Raw genomic sequence first — 18,667 nt, 5'->3', positions numbered from 1 at the left:
TGGATTAACGATTGTGTAACCGGCATGAAACCAGGCCCGCGGCCATTCCGGGGGCAAACCGATGATGCGTAGCTGGCCGCACCGGTGACATTCAGCGCTCGTTTTCCGCTATCCACGGCACCGGATCCACGTCGACTTTTCCGGTCCACGGAGGGCTGGGCGCTCAACAAGCGTAAGGGGATTAACGCCCGGAATTCCCGGGATTTTCCCGGCTTCGATCGTTCGAGCTCGGCTCTCAATTACCGATCGGTTTCGCGCCGGGAATTCGCCCTATTCTCGCAAGCTATTGCATTTCAACAGAAAATATGCTTGTATTGAACGGCCATTCAATAAATAAGAGCCTTTTATGAACCCGCATCTGCGTGACGTGGCAATCCCCAACGATTGGGATCGGCGGGGCCTGCCGGGCTGGAGCTATCATTCCGACGCCTTGCTCGAACTCGAGAAAGAGCACGTCTTCCGCAATCACTGGCAGATCGCCGGCCATGTCTGCGACCTGCCGAACGCCGGCGACTATCTGACGATGGATGTGGTCGGCGAGCGGGCGCTGATCGTGCGCGGCAAGGATGGCGTGGTGCGCGCCTTCAACAATATGTGCCGCCACCGCGGCAGTCGCGTCGTTGCCGATAGCCAAGGCACTTGCAAGAATGCGCTGGTCTGCCCCTTTCATGGCTGGGTCTACAATCTCGACGGCACGTTGCGCGGCGCTGCCCGCCCGCGGTCCTTCCCCGACCTCGACAAGACCGAATTCGGCCTGATGCCGCTCGAGCTCGAAATCTGGATGGGCTTCATCTTCATCCGCTTCCGCAAGGGTGGCCCGCAGCCATCCGTTGCCGAGCTGTTGAAGCCGATCGAAGCCGAGATTGCCCATTACGGCGTCGCCGAGATGGTGCCGTCCTGGGGCATCTGGACCCAAAAGACGCCGGTCAACTGGAAGTCGGTGCGCGACGTCGACAATGAAGGCTACCACGTCGCCATGGCGCATCCGGCGCTGCAGGATCTTTATGGCGCGACCTACTTCGACGAGCCGTTCGTCAACGGCGTGTCGCGCTCGTTCGCCACTTACAACCCGCATGCCGGACGGCGCTGGAGCGTCGCGCAATACATCAAGCTCGCACCCGAGGCGAAGCAACTGCCGGAGCACCTGCGCAAGGCCTGGATCTATTACGGCATCTTCCCGAACAACGCGCTGTCGATCATGCCGGAGTCGGTGCAGTTCTATCAGGAGGTCCCGCTGTCGACGGGTGAGACGCTGCTGCGCGGCGCCATCTACCGCTATCGCGACGAGAGCAGGGAGCAGGCGGCTGCCCGCTACCTATCCTACCGCATCGACCGCGACACGCTGGCCGAAGATGTACAGCTTTCGATATGGTCCAACGAATCCATGCTGTCAGAAGCCTTCGGAGGTTTTTACCTCTCCGATCTCGAATATGGCGTGCGCACCCACCACGACCATTTGCGCAAGCAAATTCCCGTGCTCGGATTGGAGACCGCGCCCGAGGAGAAGGATATGTGGGCGCTCAACGAGGCGCTCAGATCACGCTCCTGACGCATGCCACCTAAAACGTTAGCCCTGGTCCTCAAGCCCAGATGGCGACGGGAATGCCGAAACGATCGGCGAGCGGCGGATCCGGAAACGGCATTGCCTCGCCTCTGGCGATGCGGCCGGCAATCAGCATCATCGCCGCGGCATCGAGGAAATCGTCGGTGGCCGCGCCGCGCGGCGGCCTCTGGTCGAGAAAATGCTGGCCATAACCATGCCGGGCAAGCAGCGCCTTGCGTTCGGCCATGCCGGCCGGATTGATGTTGCCCTTGATCTTCTTCGGCAGACGCATCGCCCGGTCGCCGTTCAGTCTGCAGAAGGCAACTTCCGGATGCGATTCGAAGACGCGGCTGCGCAGTTCGGGCCGCGCGATCAGCAGCGAATCGATCTCACGGATCTTGGCAAAGATGCCGAAGGCCTGGATCGAGACACCGCGCGGCGGATCTGAGGTCGTCTTGGCCACGTCACTTGCCCTGCGATGTGCCGCGTACCAGGCTTCGACCGTGGTGAAGGCTTCGATCTCCGCATAGAGCGCGGCGCGGGAGGGGATGGCAAAGACACTGGATTGCCGGGCGCCAAGAAATGGCCGCACCAGCGCCTCCGGACCGCGACCGCCTCTTTGCGAGAAATCGGGCAGGCCGATCGGCATATCGACCGCTACGATTGCATTGACGGGTAGCTGGTCGAGCAACGCCGCGAAGCTTGGGAAAACGGCTGTCGACGGTGCGGCACCGGAATCGCGGCGGACGGCTATCCAGCCGGTCTTGCAACCGTCGACGCCGACAAGCACAACATCCCTAGGCGCAACATCCTCGGGCACAACATCCCCAGGCACAACATGGTCGGGCGCAGCACCCTTGGGCGCATCATCCTGGGGCACGGCGTCTTCGGCCTGCGTCACGCCCGGCGATCCCGTCCCGGATGCAGGAGATGGCGAAGCTGCACCATCGCCATCGGGTGCGACAGGCTCTGGGCATCGGTCTCGAGCTGCAATTCGTCGCCGCCGCGCTTGGCGGTGCGCGCCAGGATCTCGTAGACCGCTGCCGTGGTCGATTGCAGCGCCTTGGCGGCCGTTTGGCCGGACAGGATGCGCGCCAGGTAGACGGCCGCCGTCAGGTCGCCGAGCCCATTCGGAGGCTTGTCGATTAGCCGGTGTTCGGCAAGCAGCGCCTCTCTGCCGTTGAGCAGCAAATTGCCGATGCCGCCGGCCATCATCGCCGGTGCCGAAGTGACCAGCATGGCCGGTGGGCCGGCTTGCAGGGCAGCAGCCATTGCCGATTTCAGGTCGGGCAGCGGCGCTCCGGCCATCCATTCCAGCTCGTAGCGGTTGGGCGTGGCGATATCGGCGATCGGCATCAGCCGGTCGCGCATGGCGATTGCGGTCGGCTCAGGTACGTAGAGGCCGCCCGAATCGCCCATCACCGGGTCGCAGATATAGAGGGCGTCCGGCGTCTTCGCCTTGACGGCGCCGACCAGCGAAGCGACGGCTTCGGCCTGGCCAGCCTCGCCGAGATAGCCGGACAGCACGGCGCCGACCTCGCCCAGCCACGGCGCGCGCTCGAGGTCGGTCATCAGCGCCTTGAACTGGTCCAGCGGCGGCACGATGCGGGTGGCCCGGCCGTGCCCCGGATGCCAGGGCAGAATGACGGTCGGCACCGCCCAAACCGGAAACCCCAGCGTCTCCAGCGCAAACACGGCGGCACGGTTGCCGACCGAGCCACGTGCGACATGGCTGGAGACGACGATGACCGCGCGCGGCGCGTCGGCTTTTTCGGCGCTCATTGATCTTTGTCCTAACCGCCCCTGGTGATGAAAAGCACGAGCCAGATCAACAGGCCGATGGCAATAAGCAAGCCTGCCGCCCGACCAATACGGGTGCCCCAATATTCGATCGGGTCCGATCGGTCGGCATCGGCCGCTGTGACGTGGTCGCGCGCGCCTCTGGCGGTTCGTGCGAGGAACGAGGTGCCGCCCGGGTCGGTCTCGCGCGCCACCCGTTCGATGATGCGGCGCGATTCCGCGTCGCTGTCGTGGCGTTTCGCCATGGTGATATCCCGTTTCATCCCGAGCTTAACCCGTTCGCCTCGTCTGTCACAGGGCCTGACGGCGAATGGTAGAAACCAGTAACGCTTCTCGGCCGAAGTCATTTTCTTGCGCAAGGATTGTGCTAATGCTTCGCGTGCCAATGCTATCGAGGGACCTTATCATGCTTGTCCAGCGCCTTGCTTTACCGCCAATCTTCCGTAATTTAGCTGCGTTCCTGGTGATGGCCGTCATGCTGCCGCTGCTTGCCGGCTGCGGCTACAACACCATCCCGACGGCTGAGGAAAACGCCAAGGCCGCATGGAGCGAGGTGTTGAATCAATACCAGCGCCGCGCCGATCTCATCCCCAATCTGGTCAACACGGTCAAGGGCTATGCCGCGCACGAGAAGGACACGCTCGATGCCGTGGTCGAAGCGCGCGCCAAGGCGACGCAGGTGACCGTGACGCCGGAAACGCTGAACAATCCGGAAGCCTTCAAGAAATTCCAGGACAGCCAGGCCGGCCTGACCAGCGCGCTGTCGCGCCTGCTGGCGGTGGTGGAGAACTATCCCGATCTCAAGGCCAACCAGAACTTTCTGGCGCTGCAAGCACAACTCGAAGGCACCGAGAACCGCATCACGGTCGCCCGCCGCGACTATATCCAGGCGGTGAGAGAGTACAATCTGACGCTGAGGACCTTCCCGTCGGTGATCTGGGCGACCTTGTGGTTCCGCGGCAACCAGCCGTTTGCGAATTTCACCATCGAGGAGGACAAGATGCAGCCGCCGAAGGTCGATTTCGGCACGCAGCAGGGCGGGTGAACGGCGCTTAGCGGGTCTGTTCCCGTTGGCCTTGTACTCCGTCCCACCCCCCTCTGTCCTGCCGGCCATCTCCCCACAGAGGGGGGTGGGAAGAAATGCCGGCCGGATTTTTTTTGGCTTCGTTCTAAGCTTTCTCCTCCTCCCTCTCACCGTTCTCGCGGCCGAATTGCCGGCGCTGACCGGACGGGTCGTCGACAATGCCGGCATCATCGATGCCGCGACCAAGGCGGCGCTGACGCAGAAGCTTGCCGATTTCGAGACCAAGGGTTCGGACCAGATCGTCGTTGCGACCATTCCCAGCCTCGACGGCGAGGAGATCGAGCCTTACGCCAACCGGTTGTTTCGCGCCTGGAAACTCGGCCAGGCGAAGGAGAACAACGGCGTGCTTTTGCTGGTGGCGCCGAACGACCGCAAGATGCGCATCGAGGTCGGCTATGGGCTTGAAGGCACGCTGACTGACCTGCACACCAAGTTGATCATCGAAAATGACATGGTGCCGGCCTTCCGTGCCGGCGATTTCTCCGGCGGCATCAGCAAGGCCCTCGACGACATGATCATGGTGCTGGAAGGCAATCCCGAAGAGCTGGAAGCGCGCGGCGAACGCAACCAGCAGCCGCCGTTCAACAGCGACGATCTGTTCTTCACCATCTTCATAGCCATCTGGGCAATCATCTTTTTCGGCGGCCTCGCAGCCTCCATCCTGCCGCCGATCTTCGGCCAGAAGATCGGTCCCGGCCGCTATCGCTGGCTGGGCATGACCTTCGAGCCGAGCCGGCGGTCGTCCGGCGGCTGGTCGGGAGGTTCCGGCGGGGGATGGTCGTCGGGTTCAAGCGGTGGCGGGTTTTCCGGCGGCGGCGGTTCGTCCGGCGGCGGCGGCTCCTCGGGAAGCTGGTGACGAGATGACAAGACACGCCGTCAGCCCGGTGGAATCCGGCCGTTTCATCAAAATGACCGGCACCGCGCTGTTGGCCATAGCGGTGCTGCTGTTCGGCTTCGCGGCCTTCGCCGCCGAATTGCCGGCGCTGACCGGACGGGTCGTCGACAATGCCGGCATCATCGATGCCGCGACCGAGGTGGCGCTGACGCAGAAGCTTGCCGATTTCGAGACCAAGGGGTCCGACCAGATCGTCGTCGCGACCATTCCCAGCCTCGACGGCGAGGAGATCGAGCCTTACGCCAACCGGTTGTTTCGCGCCTGGAAACTCGGCCAGGCGAAGGAGAACAACGGCGTCCTGCTTCTGGTGGCGCCGAACGACCGCAAGATGCGCATCGAGGTCGGCTATGGGCTTGAAGGCACGCTGACCGACCTGCACACCAAGTTGATTATCGAAAACGACATGGTGCCGGCCTTCCGTGCCGGCGATTTCTCAGGCGGCATCAGCAAGGCCGTCGACGACATGATCATGGTGCTGGAAGGCAATCCCGAAGAGCTGGAGGCGCGCGGCAAGCGCAATCCGGCGAATGACAATCCTGTCGATCCCATCTTCATGCTGTTCATCATCCTGTGGGCGACGATGTTCTTCGGCGGCTTGGCAATGGCGTTCCTGCCGCCGATCTTCGGCACGAAACTGTCGCCGGGCGTGTACAAGTGGCTGGGCATGACGTTCCGCTACGGCCGCGGGCCAGGTTCGTCACCCTCCGGTGGCGGTGCCTGGACGTCGGGGACCTCGTCCGGCAGTGGCTGGTCGTCGGGAAGTTCAGGCAGTGGTTGGTCGTCAGGAAGTTCCGGCGGCGGGTTTTCCGGCGGCGGCGGTTCGTCCGGCGGCGGCGGTTCTTCAGGAAGCTGGTGAGACATCAATCATGGCAACACGACCGATCAGCCCCGAGGATCATGAGCGCATCGCCGATGCGATTCGCGCTGCCGAATCAAAGACCGACGGCGAGATCTACTGCGTCGTGGCGCATGCAAGCGACGGCTATTTCTTCCCGGCCGCCTTCATGGCGATGCTCGGCATGCTCGTCGTCAGCCTCGCCGTCGGTTACGGGCTGGAAGCCTGGTGGCTGTCGATCCGCTTGCCGCATTTCGTCATAGCCGAGCTTCTGGCGCTTGCCAGTGTGCTCATCCTGTTGTGGGCATTGCCCGCATTGCGCATCCATTTGGTGCCGAGGCGGCTGCGCTACCAGGCCGCCCACGCCAATGCGATGAAGCAGTTCCTCGCCCGCAACGTCCACCGCACCGCGGCGCGCACCGGCGTGCTGGTGTTCGTCTCGATCGCCGAGCGCTATGCTGAAGTGGTCGCCGACAGCGGCATCGATTCTCGTGTCGGCCAGCATGTCTGGGACGGTGTCGTCCGCGACCTTACGGCGCATGCCGGCGACGATCGGATTGCCGACGGCTTCGTCAGGGCGGTCGAAGCGGTCGGTGCGGTACTGGCCGAGCATTTTCCGATGTCGACCGGCGACAGCAACGAACTGGACGACCATCTGGTCGAGATTTGATCTCGCTAAAGGCGGTTTTGCAGCGTCTCAAGGACGCACCGTTCGGCTGTGCGAAAGCATCGCAGTGGCTGACCGGACTCTTGCAATCGGGCGCCGCGGGTTTATGGTTAACCAATCATGAATACGCTGAGCATCGACATCAGGAAAGCCGAGCCGCGCGATGCAGCCGCCATTGCCGACGTGCATCTCGAGGCCTGGCGCGGCGCCTATTCGGGCATCATCCCACACCGCACTCTGACATCGATGATCAACCGCCGCGGTGCCGACTGGTGGGCGAATGCCATTCGCCGCGCCGCCACCGTCCTGGTCGTCGAAATCGGCGGCAAAATTGCCGGCTACGCGACGATCGGCAAGAACCGTGCCCGCGAACTCAGGCAGCAGGGCGAGATCTACGAGCTTTACCTGCGGCCGGAATATCAAGGCATCGGGCTCGGCAGCCGGCTGTTCTCGGCGGCACGGGCACGGTTGGCCGACCATGGCTTGAAGGGCATGGTGGTGTGGGCGCTGGAAGACAATCAGAACGCACTTGCCTTCTATGCCGGCGCCGGCGGTCGCGATGTGGCCGAGGGCGTCGAGATATTCGAGCAGAAGGCGCTGAAGAAGGTCGCTTTCGTCTGGGAATGACGGCCAGCGCATGATCCGACCGGTTTCGGTTCGGACGATCCCCCAGTACCATTCGCCGCATTGCACCATTCGCCGTCGCCCGCTATCGATCTTCAATCGAGAGAGGGATAAAGCGATGCGTATCGAAGCGATTGCCAGCGGAAAGAACCCGCCCGAGGACGTCAACGTCATTATCGAGGTGCCGATCGGCGGTGAGCCGATCAAGTACGAGATGGACAAGGAGGCCGGCACGCTGTTCGTCGACCGCTTCCTGCACACGTCGATGCGCTATCCCGGCAATTACGGTTTCGTACCGCACACGCTGTCGGGCGACGGCGACCCGATCGACGTGCTGGTCTGCAACACACGCGCGCTGGTGCCGGGCTGCGTCATCAATGTGCGGCCGATCGGCGTGCTGGTGATGGAGGACAATGCCGGCCAGGACGAGAAGGTCATCGCGGTTCCTTCGCCCAAGCTGACCTTGCGCTATGAGGACGTTCACGAATACACGCAGCTGCCTGATATCACCCGCCAGCAGGTGCAGCATTTTTTCGAGCACTACAAGGATCTCGAACCCGGCAAATGGGTCAAGATCGAGGGCTGGTACGATGCCGCCTATGCCAAGAAGATGATCGTCGAGGCAATCGAGCGGGCCAAGCGCAAGTAATTGACGGGCGCAAATAGTCAGTTATCGACGCGGCCGAAATCGGGCGTGTTGCCCAGCATCACACGCTTGTCCTTGCCGCAGGCGAAGGTGCGTGCCTTCTCGTCGGCAAGCTTACGCGCCTGATCGTTGGCGGCGGGATTGCCGGTGGCGAGCACAAGAGCGATCGTGCAGCCTTCGTGGGCGCCAGGCTGGGCAACCTTGGCGACGATCAGCACTTCCGTCGACTTGTTCTCGCCCTCGCTATCGCTGATCGAGCGACGATGGATGACTGCGATAGGAACGGCCATATCGCCCTTGGTTTCGATACGCCACTCGACTTTGGGTCCAGCCGAGTTGAGGCCGGAAAAGCTTTCCCAGACCGTGGTCATGTCGCCAGGTGGAAACCCGTAGAACAGCGATTCCCGCGCATCGTCGTAAGAAACCATCACCGGGTAGCCGCCATAGCCCGAACAGGCGAGGTCGGCCCAGTCGCCGTCGCCTTCCTCCGCCTGGGCATAAGTCACGCAGTCCTTCTCCCAGACGAGATCGGTATAGACGCTGGATATGTCGCCAGCCCGGGCCGCCTGGCAGAAACCGGCGAGGGCAAGCGGGATCAAAAGAGCGCGCATGGCGGACAACTCCGTTCGGGCTGCCGCAGCGTACCGTCAAATTCAGCAGCAGCCTAGACGAAGTCAGGCTGCTCACAGTGACCTGGTAAACGGAACGCTATTTCCTCAAGCTTGCCTCGATCAGAAGATCGGCGTTGCGGGCCACCGACTGCGCCGGTCCGCCGGCACCGAACAACTGGCCGCTGATATAGGCTCCCTCGATCAGGAGCAGCAGCCCGTCACCCAGCGTGTCGGCGTCGCCGGCGCCCATCGCCGCCGCCATAGCACGCAGGCGCCGGCGCAATTCCTGCTTGTTGGCCTCGCTCACGACGCGGGCCGGATGGCCGTGTTCGGGATATTCGACCGCGGCATTGGTCATGCCGCAGCCGCGATAGTCGGGCCTTTGCGTGCGCTTGCCGACACGCGTCAGGAAGGCGACGATCTGCGCGCGCGGATCGCCGGGATGGGCATTCACCGCCTCGTCGAAGCGCTCCCAGAATTCGAGGTCATAGTGCCGAAGATAGGATGCGGCCAACTCATCCTTGGACGGAAAGCTGCGGTAGAGGCTTGGCTTGGTGACGCCGGCACGCCGTACGATCTCGTCGACGCCGATCGCCCTGATGCCTTGCCGGTAGAACAGGTCGCGCGCCACCTGGAGAATCCGTTCGGCGGCGCGAGGCAGCGGTGCGCCATTCTCCTTGATCGTTGGTTCAATGCTTTTCATGTCTGGTTTGCCGATTGCCTGGTTGACAATGTTACCGGTCGGTACGTATGTTCCGCACATCTGAAACGTACCGGTCAGTAACATGATAGCTCAATCCCGCCCGTTTGGCCAGCGCTACGCTTTCGTCGTGGTCGCCGTCATCTTCCTCTGCCTGCTGATCGCCGCGGGCCTGCGTTCGGCGCCGGCAGTCATGATGCTGCCGCTGGAGAATAGTTTCGGCTGGCGGCGCGACGTCGTCTCGCTGGCCGCGGCCACCGGCATCTTCCTCTATGGCCTGACTGGGCCGTTTGCCGCGGCGCTGATGGAGCGGATCGGGCTGCGCCGCACCTTGCTTGCCGCGCTGCTGTTGATGTCGGGATCGACCGCGCTCAGCCTGCTGATGACCAAGCCGTGGCATCTGCTCCTCACCTGGGGCGTGTTTTCCGGCATCAGCTCGGGCGCCGTCGCCACCGTGCTCGGCGCCACCATCGTCAACCGCTGGTTCAAGACCAATCGCGGCCTTGTGATGGGACTGATGTCGGCGTCCAGCGCCACCGGGCTGCTGGTCTTCCTGCCGCTGCTCGCCTCGCTCGCCCAGTCTGGCGGCTGGAAGCCGGTCGCTATTGCCATTGCCGTGGCCACCGCCGCCTTGGTGCCGCTGGTTTATATGCTGGTACCGGAGCGTCCGGCCGCGATCGGCATGGTCCGCTATGGCGCCGAGCTCGACGATGTGCCGCCCGCGCCGCCGGCCGCGCAAGGCAATTTCCTCGCGCATACGCTGAGCACGTTGCGCCGCGCCGCCGGTACGCGTGTGTTCTGGTACCTGTTCGCCACCTTCTTCGTTTGCGGCTTCACCACCAACGGGTTGGTCGGCACGCACCTGATCGCCTTTTGCGGCGATATGGGCATCGGCGAAGTGCAGGCCGCGGGCCTGCTCTCGATGATGGGTATCTTCGATCTTATTGGCACGACGCTGTCGGGCTGGCTCACCGACCGTTTCGACCCGCGCAAGCTGCTCGGCATCTATTACGGCATTCGCGGCCTGTCGCTGATCTATCTGCCCTATTCCGGCTTCTCGGCGACCAGCCTGATCATCTTCGCCGTATTTTACGGACTGGACTGGATCGCCACAGTGCCGCCGACGCTGCGGCTTTCCAACGAGGCGTTCGGCGACCGCAGCGGGCCGATCGTCTTCGGCTGGATCGTCGCCGGCCATCAAGTCGGCGCAGCGACAGCGGCCTTTTTCGGTGGCACTATGCGTGAGTTGCAGGGCAATTACGAGCTTGCCTTCCTGATCGCCGGCATGACGGCAATAGCCGCCGCCTGCATCTCGCTGCTGATCAACACCAGCCGCCCGGCGTTCGATCCTGAACCGCAGGCGGCATAGCTTCTCGTTGCAGGAGAGATGCCGTCGGCCAAATTGCCGATCTCCCCCCTCGCGGGGGAGATGCCCGGCAGGGCAGAGGGGGCGCGAAGGTTCGCCAGCCTCCGACTTTACGCAATGTTCTGCCCAAACTCCGCTGCTCCGTCTGATTTCTTTCTGATTTGTACGTCGGCGGGACAGCGCCCCCCTCTGGCCTGCCGGCCATCTCCCCCGCAAGGGACCCGCAAGGGGGAGATCAGCAGCTTCGCCGCCGAGCGGTCCAGCCTTCCCGCTTGTTGATGTCAGAAAACCTTCATCGTTTCGAAATGTGCCTGAAACATTGAAGCTGGAGCTTGGCGGCGACGTTCAACGCCATCCAGGAGACAGCCATGAACAAGATTTCAATGACGCGGCGCGCTTTCGTCACGTCGGCCAGCGCCGTTGGCCTGGTCGGCGCCTCGGGTCTCGCCCTTCCCTATTACTCGCGCGCCAATCAGCGCCCGGCCTTCACCCATGGCATTCAGTCCGGCGATGTCGACGCGACCAGCGGCATGGTCTGGACGCGCACGGACCGGCCGTCGCGCGTCATGTTCGAAGTGTCGTCGACGGAAAATTTCGCCAATGCCGTCCGCCTGGCGCCGCTCGATACGTCGCCGGCCAGCGACTATACGGTGAAGCGGCTGCTTACCGATCTCGCCTCCGACCAGGACATTTTCTACCGCATGGTCGCGGCCGATCTTGCCGACATCAACGCCGTTTCGGAGCCGATCGTCGGCCGCTTCCGCACGGCACCTGCCTCGAAGCGCGACATTCGTTTCGCCTGGTCGGGCGACACCGCCGGCCAAGGCTGGGGCATCGACGAGACCGGCATGAAGACCTACGCCACGATCGCCAAGCACACGCCCGACTTCTTCCTGCATTCGGGCGATACGGTCTATGCCGATGGTGCGATGAAGGACGAGGTCGACCTGCCCAATGGCGACAAGTGGAAAAACACAGTGCTGATCGACGAAAAGCGCAAGGTTGCCGAGACGCTGGACGAATACCGGGCGCAGTGGAAATACAACATGATGGACAAGAACGTTCTTGCGCTCAGTGCCATCTGCCCGACTTTCTATCAGTGGGACGACCATGAGGTGCTTAACAACTGGTCGGACTCGAAGGACCTGACCGCCGACGACCGCTACACCGAAAAATCGATCCATGTGCTGGCGGCACGTGCTGCGCGCGCCTTCCACGAGATGACGACGATCCGCTACGAACTGTCGGAGCCGGGCCGCGTCTACCGCAAGATCGCTTATGGGCCGCTGCTCGATGTGTTCTTCCTCGACATGCGTTCCTACCGCGGCCCCAACGGCCCGGATATGCAGGAGACGATGACGCCGCAATCGCGCATCCTAGGCGAACAGCAGATTAAGTGGTTGAAGCGTGAGCTGGCAAATTCCAACGCGACGTGGAAAATCATCGCCGCCGATATGCCGCTCGGCCTCGTGGTCTGGAATGACGGTACCAAGAAGGTCGGGGCCGAGGCAGTCAGCAATGGCGACAATGGCCCGGCCAAGGGGCGCGAGCTGGAAATTGCCCACCTTCTTCGCTATATAAAGAACGCGGGCATCAGCAATACCGTTTGGCTCACCGCAGACGTGCATTACACGGCCGCGCATTACTACAATCCGGACAAGGCGCAGTTCCAGGACTTCAATCCGTTCTGGGAATTCGTTTCGGGTCCGATCCATTCAGGCACATTCGGACCGAATGGTTCCGACATGACCTTCGGCCCGGAGCTGAAGTTCATCAAGGCACCGACTGCCGAGCAGGGTCAGAACCTGCCGCCGTCGGCCGGCCTGCAGTTCTTCGGACTTGTCGATATCGATGGCGCTACAGAGCAGCTGACGGTGCGGCTGATGGATCGCGACGACAGCGAACTCTACAAGGTCACGCTCGATCCGGTCCGGTCGGCGTGAGCGACTGCACCATTATCCTCGGGCCAGCCCGAGGGTAGGACGTGTATCAATCGGGATAGCAGACGACGGGAATGTTGGGCCAGACGGCGCTGTCGCATCCGGCATTTTGCTGCCTTTGCTTGAAGGCGGCGCTGACTGGCCCGGTCACCACCGGGTCGACGCCATCGGGAGCATCGGCAAAAAGCTGCTCCGCCGACCGCTTGTCGGACGGCAGGGCAGTCCGCGTCTCCTTGAACGACGCGGCCGACTGCGCCGCGCCTGCCGCGAGGAGGACGGCGAGTGCGCTACATGCCAAAATCGGCCGGAGTCTGCTGCCTGCGTCGATCATGAAATTCGAACTGCCCGGACCATGAAAGGTTCCGCCTTGGTTAATAATTCCACTTCACACCAAGACATTTAAGATTTGGTGACTTTATTTGGTGACTCGCCTCCTCTTTCGCAATTGCGAAAAACCCTGTATGAGCCGCCCAACCGAAAGAGGCAGCGCCTTTTGGCCTGCTGCCTGCAACGCTCCCGAGACCAAAACATGAAAATCCGCAATATCGCGATCATCGCGCACGTCGACCATGGAAAAACCACCCTCGTCGATCAGCTCCTGAAACAGTCCGGCTCGTTCCGCGACAACCAGCGCGTCGCCGAGCGCGCCATGGATTCGAACGATCTCGAAAAGGAACGCGGCATCACCATCCTGGCCAAGGCGACCTCGGTCGACTGGAAGGGCACCCGCATCAACATCGTCGACACGCCCGGCCACGCCGACTTCGGCGGTGAGGTCGAGCGCATCCTGTCGATGGTGGATTCGGCCATCGTGCTGGTCGACGCCGCCGAGGGGCCGATGCCGCAGACCAAATTCGTCGTCGGCAAGGCGCTCAAGGTCGGACTGAAGCCGATCGTCGTCATCAACAAGATCGACCGGCCGGATGCTCGCCACGTCGAGGTGGTCAACGAGGTGTTCGACCTGTTTGCCGCGCTTGACGCGACCGACGAGCAGCTCGACTTCCCGATCCTTTACGGTTCGGGCCGTGACGGCTGGGTCTCCGAAAACCCCGAAGGTCCGAAGGACCAGGCTCTGGCGCCGCTGTTCGACCTCGTCATCAAGCACGTGCCGGCGCCGACCGTTCATCCTGGCCCGTTCCGCATGATCGGCACCATTCTGGAAGCCAATCCGTTCCTCGGCCGCATCATCACCGGCCGTATCGAATCCGGCACGCTGAAATCCAACCAGGCGGTCAAGGTGCTGCACCATGATGGCACCCAGGTCGAAACCGGCCGCATCTCGAAGATCCTTGCTTTTCGCGGGCTCGAGCGCCAGCCCATCGACGAAGCGCAGGCAGGCGACATCGTCGCCATCGCCGGCTTGTCGAAAGGCACCGTCGCCGACACGTTCTGCGACCTGTCGGTGACCGAGCCGCTGCACGCGCAGCCTATCGATCCGCCGACGGTGACGATGTCGTTCCTGGTCAACGATTCACCGCTGGCGGGCACCGAAGGCGACAAGGTGACCAGCCGCGTCATCCGGGACCGCCTGCTGCGCGAGGCCGAAGGCAATGTCGCGCTGAAGATCGAGGAATCGCCGGACAAGGATTCGTTCTTCGTCTCCGGACGCGGCGAATTGCAGCTGGCCGTGCTGATCGAGACGATGCGCCGCGAAGGTTTTGAGATCGCCGTGTCGCGGCCGCGCGTCGTCATGCAGAAGGGCGAGAACGGCGAATTGCTGGAGCCGGTCGAGGAAGTCGTCATCGACGTTGACGAGGAGCATGCCGGCGTCGTCGTGCAAAAAATGTCGGAGCGCAAGGCCGAGATGGTCGAGCTGCGCCCTTCGGGCGGCAATCGCCAGCGCATCGTCTTCCACGCGCCGACGCGCGGCCTGATCGGCTACCAGTCGGAACTGCTGACCGACACGCGCGGCACCGCCGTGATGAACCGGCTGTTCCATGCCTACGAGCCTTACAAGGGTGAGCTGCCGGGCCGCACCAACGGCGTGCTGATCTCCAACGAACAGGGTGAATCGGTGGCTTATGCCATGTGGAACCTGGAAGACCGCGGCCCGATGGTCATCGACCCAGGCGTCAAGGTCTATCAGGGCATGATCATCGGTATCCATTCCAGGGACAACGACCTCGAAGTCAATGTGCTCAAGGGCAAGAAGCTGACCAATATCCGCGCCGCCGGCAAGGACGAGGCGGTAAAACTGACGCCGCCGATCCGCATGACGCTGGAACGCGCGCTGGCCTGGATCCAGGACGACGAGCTGGTCGAGGTGACGCCGAAGACCATCCGCCTGCGCAAGCTCTATCTCGACCCGAACGAGCGCAAGCGTTTCGAGAAGTCGGCGAAAGTGGTCGGCGCGGCGTAAGGGTTTTTTATCTCTGGCGAGATGGAAGGGCGCGACGCACGTTCTCGCAGCGTGGACAGGGCTACCCGCCGCGGCAGTTGGCTGCAGTTAAAGGCGAGGAAACGGGTGTGCGAAATGCAGTTCGGGACCTCGTCCGGAGCCTCATGCAAGATGACGTGGGGCGAAGGCTCGTCGCTCACAAGAATCTTGTTGAACTTGGCAATGCAGCATTGCCAGCGATCGAGCATGAACTTGCAAAGATCGATCTAGGCAAGGTTTCTCACCGTGAAATCGCAACGCTTGTGGCGGGCCTCGCTACTGCTCTGCATGACATCGACGAAGATGCATCCCGGCGATACATTTCGGATTCGCTCGCGAGACCGATAACTCCCGTTATGCGCGCCGCACTCCGCAGCATCATTCACTTTACAATGGACGACTGGCGACGGTCTTCGGTTGGCGAAATCCTTGTTCTGGAGCATGACAAGCTCGACAGTCGCTTTGAAGCCTCCCGGCACGTTGGGCGTTGGCTCACGAATGTTCCTGAAGCCGATCTGGTTGGCATTTCCCGAATCTACATAATTCCTGAAGTCGCCGAGCCCGAATTCGCCGGCACGTATCTCCAGGCAGTATCGGTCATCGAGATCGTCTGGCGACGCGCATCCAAGCATAGGATTGGCAACGCAGTCCGGAGATTCATGATCGAGAAAACGCTCTATCACGAGGTAGGACACCACGCGCTGCAGCATATCGAATTGGGACAAGACCCTGATCAGGAAAAGCAGGCAGAACGATACGCATGGAAAATGATGCGCAAGGCACATCCCAATCTATCGATGCTTACTCTTCCCTTGCGGTTCCTTGGCGCGTCTCAGCAATCGAAAAACGCCAAGGATGTGGAAACAGCTTAGGAACACTCGTGTGCTCCTTGCCTCGTAGTTTCATCCGCCGGCAGCCGAGATGATGGCTTCCCGGTCGGGCTCACCGACGAGATCGATGCGCATCACCGCTCCCGCTCGAACTGGCCTGCGCAAGGCTTTGGCCCCGTCCGGACCAACCACCAGCAATCGCTTCTCTTCCCAAACCTGTAGCCGCGATCGCGGGACACCGAGTTCGTTGGCCAGCAACCGGTCGAGCCGCAGCGCTGTCGGCATTTCGAGCCAGAGCTGAAGTTCGAGAGCGCTGGTATTTTCCGGCCTATCCCTGAGCACCTGCTTATGAACGATGGCTTCAGGAAACTCCTCGACGCGCCCGATCCTGCTTCGCAGTGCGGCAACATCGAAAGCATGGCGCCGCGCCAGGACCGGATCGTTGCGTTCGAGCGCCTGCAATATTGCCGGTTCGATATCGCGGCGGTTGCAGCGCTCCAGAACGCTGAAATTCCAGGAATTGTCGCAATCGATGCAGCGGTAGATCAACCAGGCATCAATGCGTTTGCCATTGGCATTGACCCGGAATTTGCCGCTGCAGCGATAGGCTCTCAGGCCGCCGCAGCGATTGCAGTTGAGGTGAGGTCGCGGTGCGGTCTTGGGCGCGATCGTCCAGCGGATACGCAGTATCGAAGGCATGCCGAAAAGCCCTTCCCGTCGGGAAGTTCGTCAGATCGGCGATGTCGAGATGCCCCTGCGGGCACGGCGTGGCGAGAGACTGCGGCAGTTGGAAATAAGCGTCGCGGGTGATTGTGCGCGACAGCGGTTCAGCAGTGCCAAACCGGTCTCGAACCGCCACCCTGAAGAACAGATGATGTGAAAACAGGCGCCGCGACTGCGACGCCCTGCTCTGTGTCGGGGGAGTTGGCGAGACCGGCGGTTACGTAGGCAAAGTGAAGCTCGAAAAGGATTTCGGGACGACATTTCTAGCCGCGAGGTGCCTGGCCGACAAGCCTTCTTTCGGTGGACGCTACCGTCGTCGGAACAGTTGGGTTATGTTGAAGCGTCCAAAAATTTCTAACGAGATCCGCGTCATGCATTTCACGTCGCTTCTGATTTTTGCCGGCGCCCTGCTTGTTGCCGCCGGCTCGCCGGGCCCGTCGATTGCCGCACTTGTGGCGCGGGTCATCGCAAAAGGGTTTCGCGACGTGTTTCCGTTCCTGCTTGCCATGTGGATCGGCGAAGCGATCTGGCTATCACTGGCGGTGTTTGGCCTCGCCGTGGTGGCGCAGACGTTCCACTTCGCCTTTGTCGTCGTGAAATGGGTTGGCGTCGTCTATCTCGCCTGGCTTGCCTGGAAGATGTGGACCGCACCGGTCGAGGCAAAAGAAGGTTCGCTGCCGCGCGAAGATTCGCCCGTCAGACTGTTCTTTGCCGGCATGGCGGTAACGCTCGGCAACCCCAAGATCATGATGTTCTATCTGGCGCTGCTGCCGACCATCATCGATCTCGGTTCAGTCAGCGTGATCGGCTGGGTCGAGCTGACGGCGACCATGGCCGTGGTGCTGGTCGCCATCGATTTGACCTGGGTGCTCGCCGCATCGCAGGCGCGCAAGCTCTTGAGGAGCAAACGGGCGATGAAGATCGCCAACCGCGTCAGCGCCGGCACCATGGCCGGCGCTGCGGCGGCGATCGCGGCGCGGTCCTGAACCGGGGCGTCAACCCATTTCGATTATCGGCGCAATCTCGACGCTGAAACCCGGGTCCGTCAGGATAGGACAATCCTTGGCTTTGCCGACGGCATCGTCGATGTCTTTCGCTTCGATGATGGTGTAACCGGCGGTTGGATTGCTGCCGCCATTGTTCTCGACCTTGCCGCCGGGCAGCAGGGTCTTCGACATGCCGACTGGATTGCCACCGTCGACCACGGCTGAGCCAAGCTTGCCGTACCAGCCGTTCCAGGCATCCATCGCTGCCTTCCGTTCGGCCTCCTCGGTCGGCATCTTGCCCGAGCCGTGATAGACGTAGAGAAATTTCGCCATGTTCTCCTCCTTTGATCGGCGGCATCGAACCGGCATGCGGTCATGCCGCATGCCGATCATCGGACCAAACCGGCAAACAAGCAACGAGAATGCGATGTAGCTAATATATACGACCGCGGTGCCCTATCGCGCCATCGCGTGATATTCATCGTTCGGCCGCATATCGATCGCCGATGCCAGCCGGTTCGACATGTTGAAGAACGCGGCAGTCGAGGCGATATCCCAGATGTCGCGGTCGGAAAAGCCCACTTGCCGCAGCGCCGCCCGGTCGGCTGCGACGATCTTTGCCGGCTGCTCGGTCAGCTTCACCGCGAATTCGAGCATGGCGCGCTGCCTGTCTGACAGCTCGGCGGCGCGAAAATTCATCACCATCATCTCGCCGAAGGCCGGGTCGCCGGAAAGCTGGCGCACCGCCGCGCCATGTGCAACCAGGCAATAATAGCAATGGTTGACCGATGAGACGACCACCGCGATCATCTCTCGCTCCAGCTTCGACAGGCCGGATTCACCCAGCATCAAATCATTGTACATGTCGGTGAAAGCGCGCAGCTTCTTCTCGTCGAAGGCGTAGGCGAGCAGCACATTGGGAACGAGGCCGAGCTTCTCCCGGCATTTGGCGAAATAGGCGTTGGTCGCTTCGCTCAGCTCCGCCGGTGCGAGGTCAAGCGCGGTGATTTTGTCTGTCATAGGGGATTTCTCCTCGTTTT

The 18,667-nt window shown here is 62.1% G+C and carries 21 protein-coding genes; 12 read left to right on the top strand and 9 right to left on the bottom strand.

The features are described 5' to 3' along the window. Positions 1 to 346: 346 nt before the first annotated feature. Positions 347 to 1,549, top strand: coding sequence for an aromatic ring-hydroxylating oxygenase subunit alpha (locus NKH71_RS08195; protein WP_023721313.1), 1,203 nt, complete (start codon positions 347 to 349; stop codon positions 1,547 to 1,549). A 31-nt stretch (positions 1,550 to 1,580) separates the two neighbouring features. On the opposite strand, the gene NKH71_RS08190 is transcribed toward NKH71_RS08195, so the two are convergent. From NKH71_RS08190 to NKH71_RS08180, 3 genes are all read right to left on the bottom strand, one after another. Further along, complete coding sequence (locus tag NKH71_RS08190; protein WP_502895840.1) at positions 1,581 to 2,333, bottom strand: DUF429 domain-containing protein; 753 nt, start codon at positions 2,331 to 2,333, stop codon at positions 1,581 to 1,583. 107 nt (positions 2,334 to 2,440) lie between these two features. Continuing rightward, positions 2,441 to 3,325 carry a pyridoxal kinase PdxY gene (gene pdxY, locus NKH71_RS08185; RefSeq protein ID WP_023721311.1) on the bottom strand — a complete coding sequence of 295 codons (885 nt, stop codon included), beginning with the start codon at positions 3,323 to 3,325 and terminating at the stop codon, positions 2,441 to 2,443. 11 nt (positions 3,326 to 3,336) lie between these two features. Continuing rightward, entirely contained in the window at positions 3,337 to 3,588 is a 252-nt protein-coding gene (locus tag NKH71_RS08180; protein ID WP_023721310.1) for a hypothetical protein, read from the bottom strand. 161 nt (positions 3,589 to 3,749) lie between these two features. Here NKH71_RS08180 and NKH71_RS08175 point away from each other — a divergent pair, with 161 nt between their 5' ends. From NKH71_RS08175 to ppa, 6 genes are all read left to right on the top strand, one after another. Beyond that, a complete protein-coding gene (locus NKH71_RS08175; RefSeq protein ID WP_023721309.1) occupies positions 3,750 to 4,388 on the top strand; it encodes a LemA family protein in 639 nt (212 codons plus the stop codon). Positions 4,389 to 4,473: 85 nt separating this feature from the next. Then, positions 4,474 to 5,283 carry a TPM domain-containing protein gene (locus NKH71_RS08170; protein WP_502895830.1) on the top strand — a complete coding sequence of 270 codons (810 nt, stop codon included), beginning with the start codon at positions 4,474 to 4,476 and terminating at the stop codon, positions 5,281 to 5,283. Between the two features lie 52 nt (positions 5,284 to 5,335). Continuing rightward, positions 5,336 to 6,178, top strand: a complete 843-nt coding sequence (locus tag NKH71_RS08165; RefSeq protein WP_352481111.1) for a TPM domain-containing protein — start codon at positions 5,336 to 5,338, stop codon at positions 6,176 to 6,178. A 10-nt stretch (positions 6,179 to 6,188) separates the two neighbouring features. Further along, positions 6,189 to 6,827: a TPM domain-containing protein gene (locus NKH71_RS08160; RefSeq protein WP_352480980.1), complete on the top strand. Its 639-nt coding sequence runs from the start codon at positions 6,189 to 6,191 to the stop codon at positions 6,825 to 6,827. A gap of 117 nt (positions 6,828 to 6,944) precedes the next feature. Next, complete coding sequence (locus tag NKH71_RS08155) at positions 6,945 to 7,451, top strand: GNAT family N-acetyltransferase (RefSeq protein WP_023678138.1); 507 nt, start codon at positions 6,945 to 6,947, stop codon at positions 7,449 to 7,451. 115 nt (positions 7,452 to 7,566) lie between these two features. Further along, on the top strand, positions 7,567 to 8,097 hold the full coding sequence (ppa, locus tag NKH71_RS08150) for an inorganic diphosphatase (RefSeq protein WP_023721304.1): 531 nt from the start codon (positions 7,567 to 7,569) through the stop codon (positions 8,095 to 8,097). A 17-nt stretch (positions 8,098 to 8,114) separates the two neighbouring features. On the opposite strand, the gene NKH71_RS08145 is transcribed toward ppa, so the two are convergent. Both NKH71_RS08145 and NKH71_RS08140 read right to left on the bottom strand, forming a co-directional pair. Further along, positions 8,115 to 8,705, bottom strand: a complete 591-nt coding sequence (locus tag NKH71_RS08145) for a hypothetical protein (protein WP_352894730.1) — start codon at positions 8,703 to 8,705, stop codon at positions 8,115 to 8,117. Between the two features lie 97 nt (positions 8,706 to 8,802). Continuing rightward, a complete protein-coding gene (locus NKH71_RS08140; protein WP_352480978.1) occupies positions 8,803 to 9,408 on the bottom strand; it encodes a TetR/AcrR family transcriptional regulator in 606 nt (201 codons plus the stop codon). Positions 9,409 to 9,490: 82 nt separating this feature from the next. Between NKH71_RS08140 and NKH71_RS08135 the strand changes: the two genes are divergently transcribed. Continuing rightward, complete coding sequence (locus NKH71_RS08135; RefSeq protein WP_031194621.1) at positions 9,491 to 10,774, top strand: MFS transporter; 1,284 nt, start codon at positions 9,491 to 9,493, stop codon at positions 10,772 to 10,774. A 365-nt stretch (positions 10,775 to 11,139) separates the two neighbouring features. After that, entirely contained in the window at positions 11,140 to 12,714 is a 1,575-nt protein-coding gene (locus NKH71_RS08130) for an alkaline phosphatase D family protein (RefSeq protein WP_352894728.1), read from the top strand. 46 nt (positions 12,715 to 12,760) lie between these two features. On the opposite strand, the gene NKH71_RS08125 is transcribed toward NKH71_RS08130, so the two are convergent. Beyond that, positions 12,761 to 13,042, bottom strand: coding sequence for a hypothetical protein (locus tag NKH71_RS08125; RefSeq protein ID WP_023719739.1), 282 nt, complete (start codon positions 13,040 to 13,042; stop codon positions 12,761 to 12,763). 198 nt (positions 13,043 to 13,240) lie between these two features. Between NKH71_RS08125 and typA the strand changes: the two genes are divergently transcribed. Further along, positions 13,241 to 15,070: a translational GTPase TypA gene (typA, locus tag NKH71_RS08120; RefSeq protein ID WP_023719738.1), complete on the top strand. Its 1,830-nt coding sequence runs from the start codon at positions 13,241 to 13,243 to the stop codon at positions 15,068 to 15,070. Between the two features lie 143 nt (positions 15,071 to 15,213). After that, positions 15,214 to 15,960, top strand: a complete 747-nt coding sequence (locus tag NKH71_RS08115; protein WP_352894726.1) for a M48 family metalloprotease — start codon at positions 15,214 to 15,216, stop codon at positions 15,958 to 15,960. A gap of 30 nt (positions 15,961 to 15,990) precedes the next feature. Here NKH71_RS08115 and NKH71_RS08110 read toward each other — a convergent pair whose 3' ends face one another. After that, positions 15,991 to 16,617 carry a DUF1062 domain-containing protein gene (locus NKH71_RS08110; RefSeq protein ID WP_352894724.1) on the bottom strand — a complete coding sequence of 209 codons (627 nt, stop codon included), beginning with the start codon at positions 16,615 to 16,617 and terminating at the stop codon, positions 15,991 to 15,993. Positions 16,618 to 17,012: 395 nt separating this feature from the next. Here NKH71_RS08110 and NKH71_RS08105 point away from each other — a divergent pair, with 395 nt between their 5' ends. Further along, on the top strand, positions 17,013 to 17,627 hold the full coding sequence (locus NKH71_RS08105; RefSeq protein WP_352480973.1) for a LysE family translocator: 615 nt from the start codon (positions 17,013 to 17,015) through the stop codon (positions 17,625 to 17,627). A gap of 9 nt (positions 17,628 to 17,636) precedes the next feature. Here NKH71_RS08105 and NKH71_RS08100 read toward each other — a convergent pair whose 3' ends face one another. Next, positions 17,637 to 17,960 (bottom strand): YciI family protein, encoded by a 324-nt coding sequence (locus tag NKH71_RS08100; RefSeq protein ID WP_023678126.1) that lies wholly within the window; start codon positions 17,958 to 17,960, stop codon positions 17,637 to 17,639. Between the two features lie 123 nt (positions 17,961 to 18,083). Continuing rightward, a complete protein-coding gene (locus NKH71_RS08095) occupies positions 18,084 to 18,647 on the bottom strand; it encodes a peroxidase-related enzyme (protein WP_023719735.1) in 564 nt (187 codons plus the stop codon). Between the last annotated feature and the right edge of the window lie 20 nt (positions 18,648 to 18,667).

Source organism: Mesorhizobium sp. M0983 (assembly GCF_040318975.1).
Lineage (GTDB): Bacteria > Pseudomonadota > Alphaproteobacteria > Rhizobiales > Rhizobiaceae > Mesorhizobium.
The sequence above is the reverse complement of the archived record's forward strand: the minus strand, read 5'-3'. Positions and strand labels throughout refer to the sequence as shown.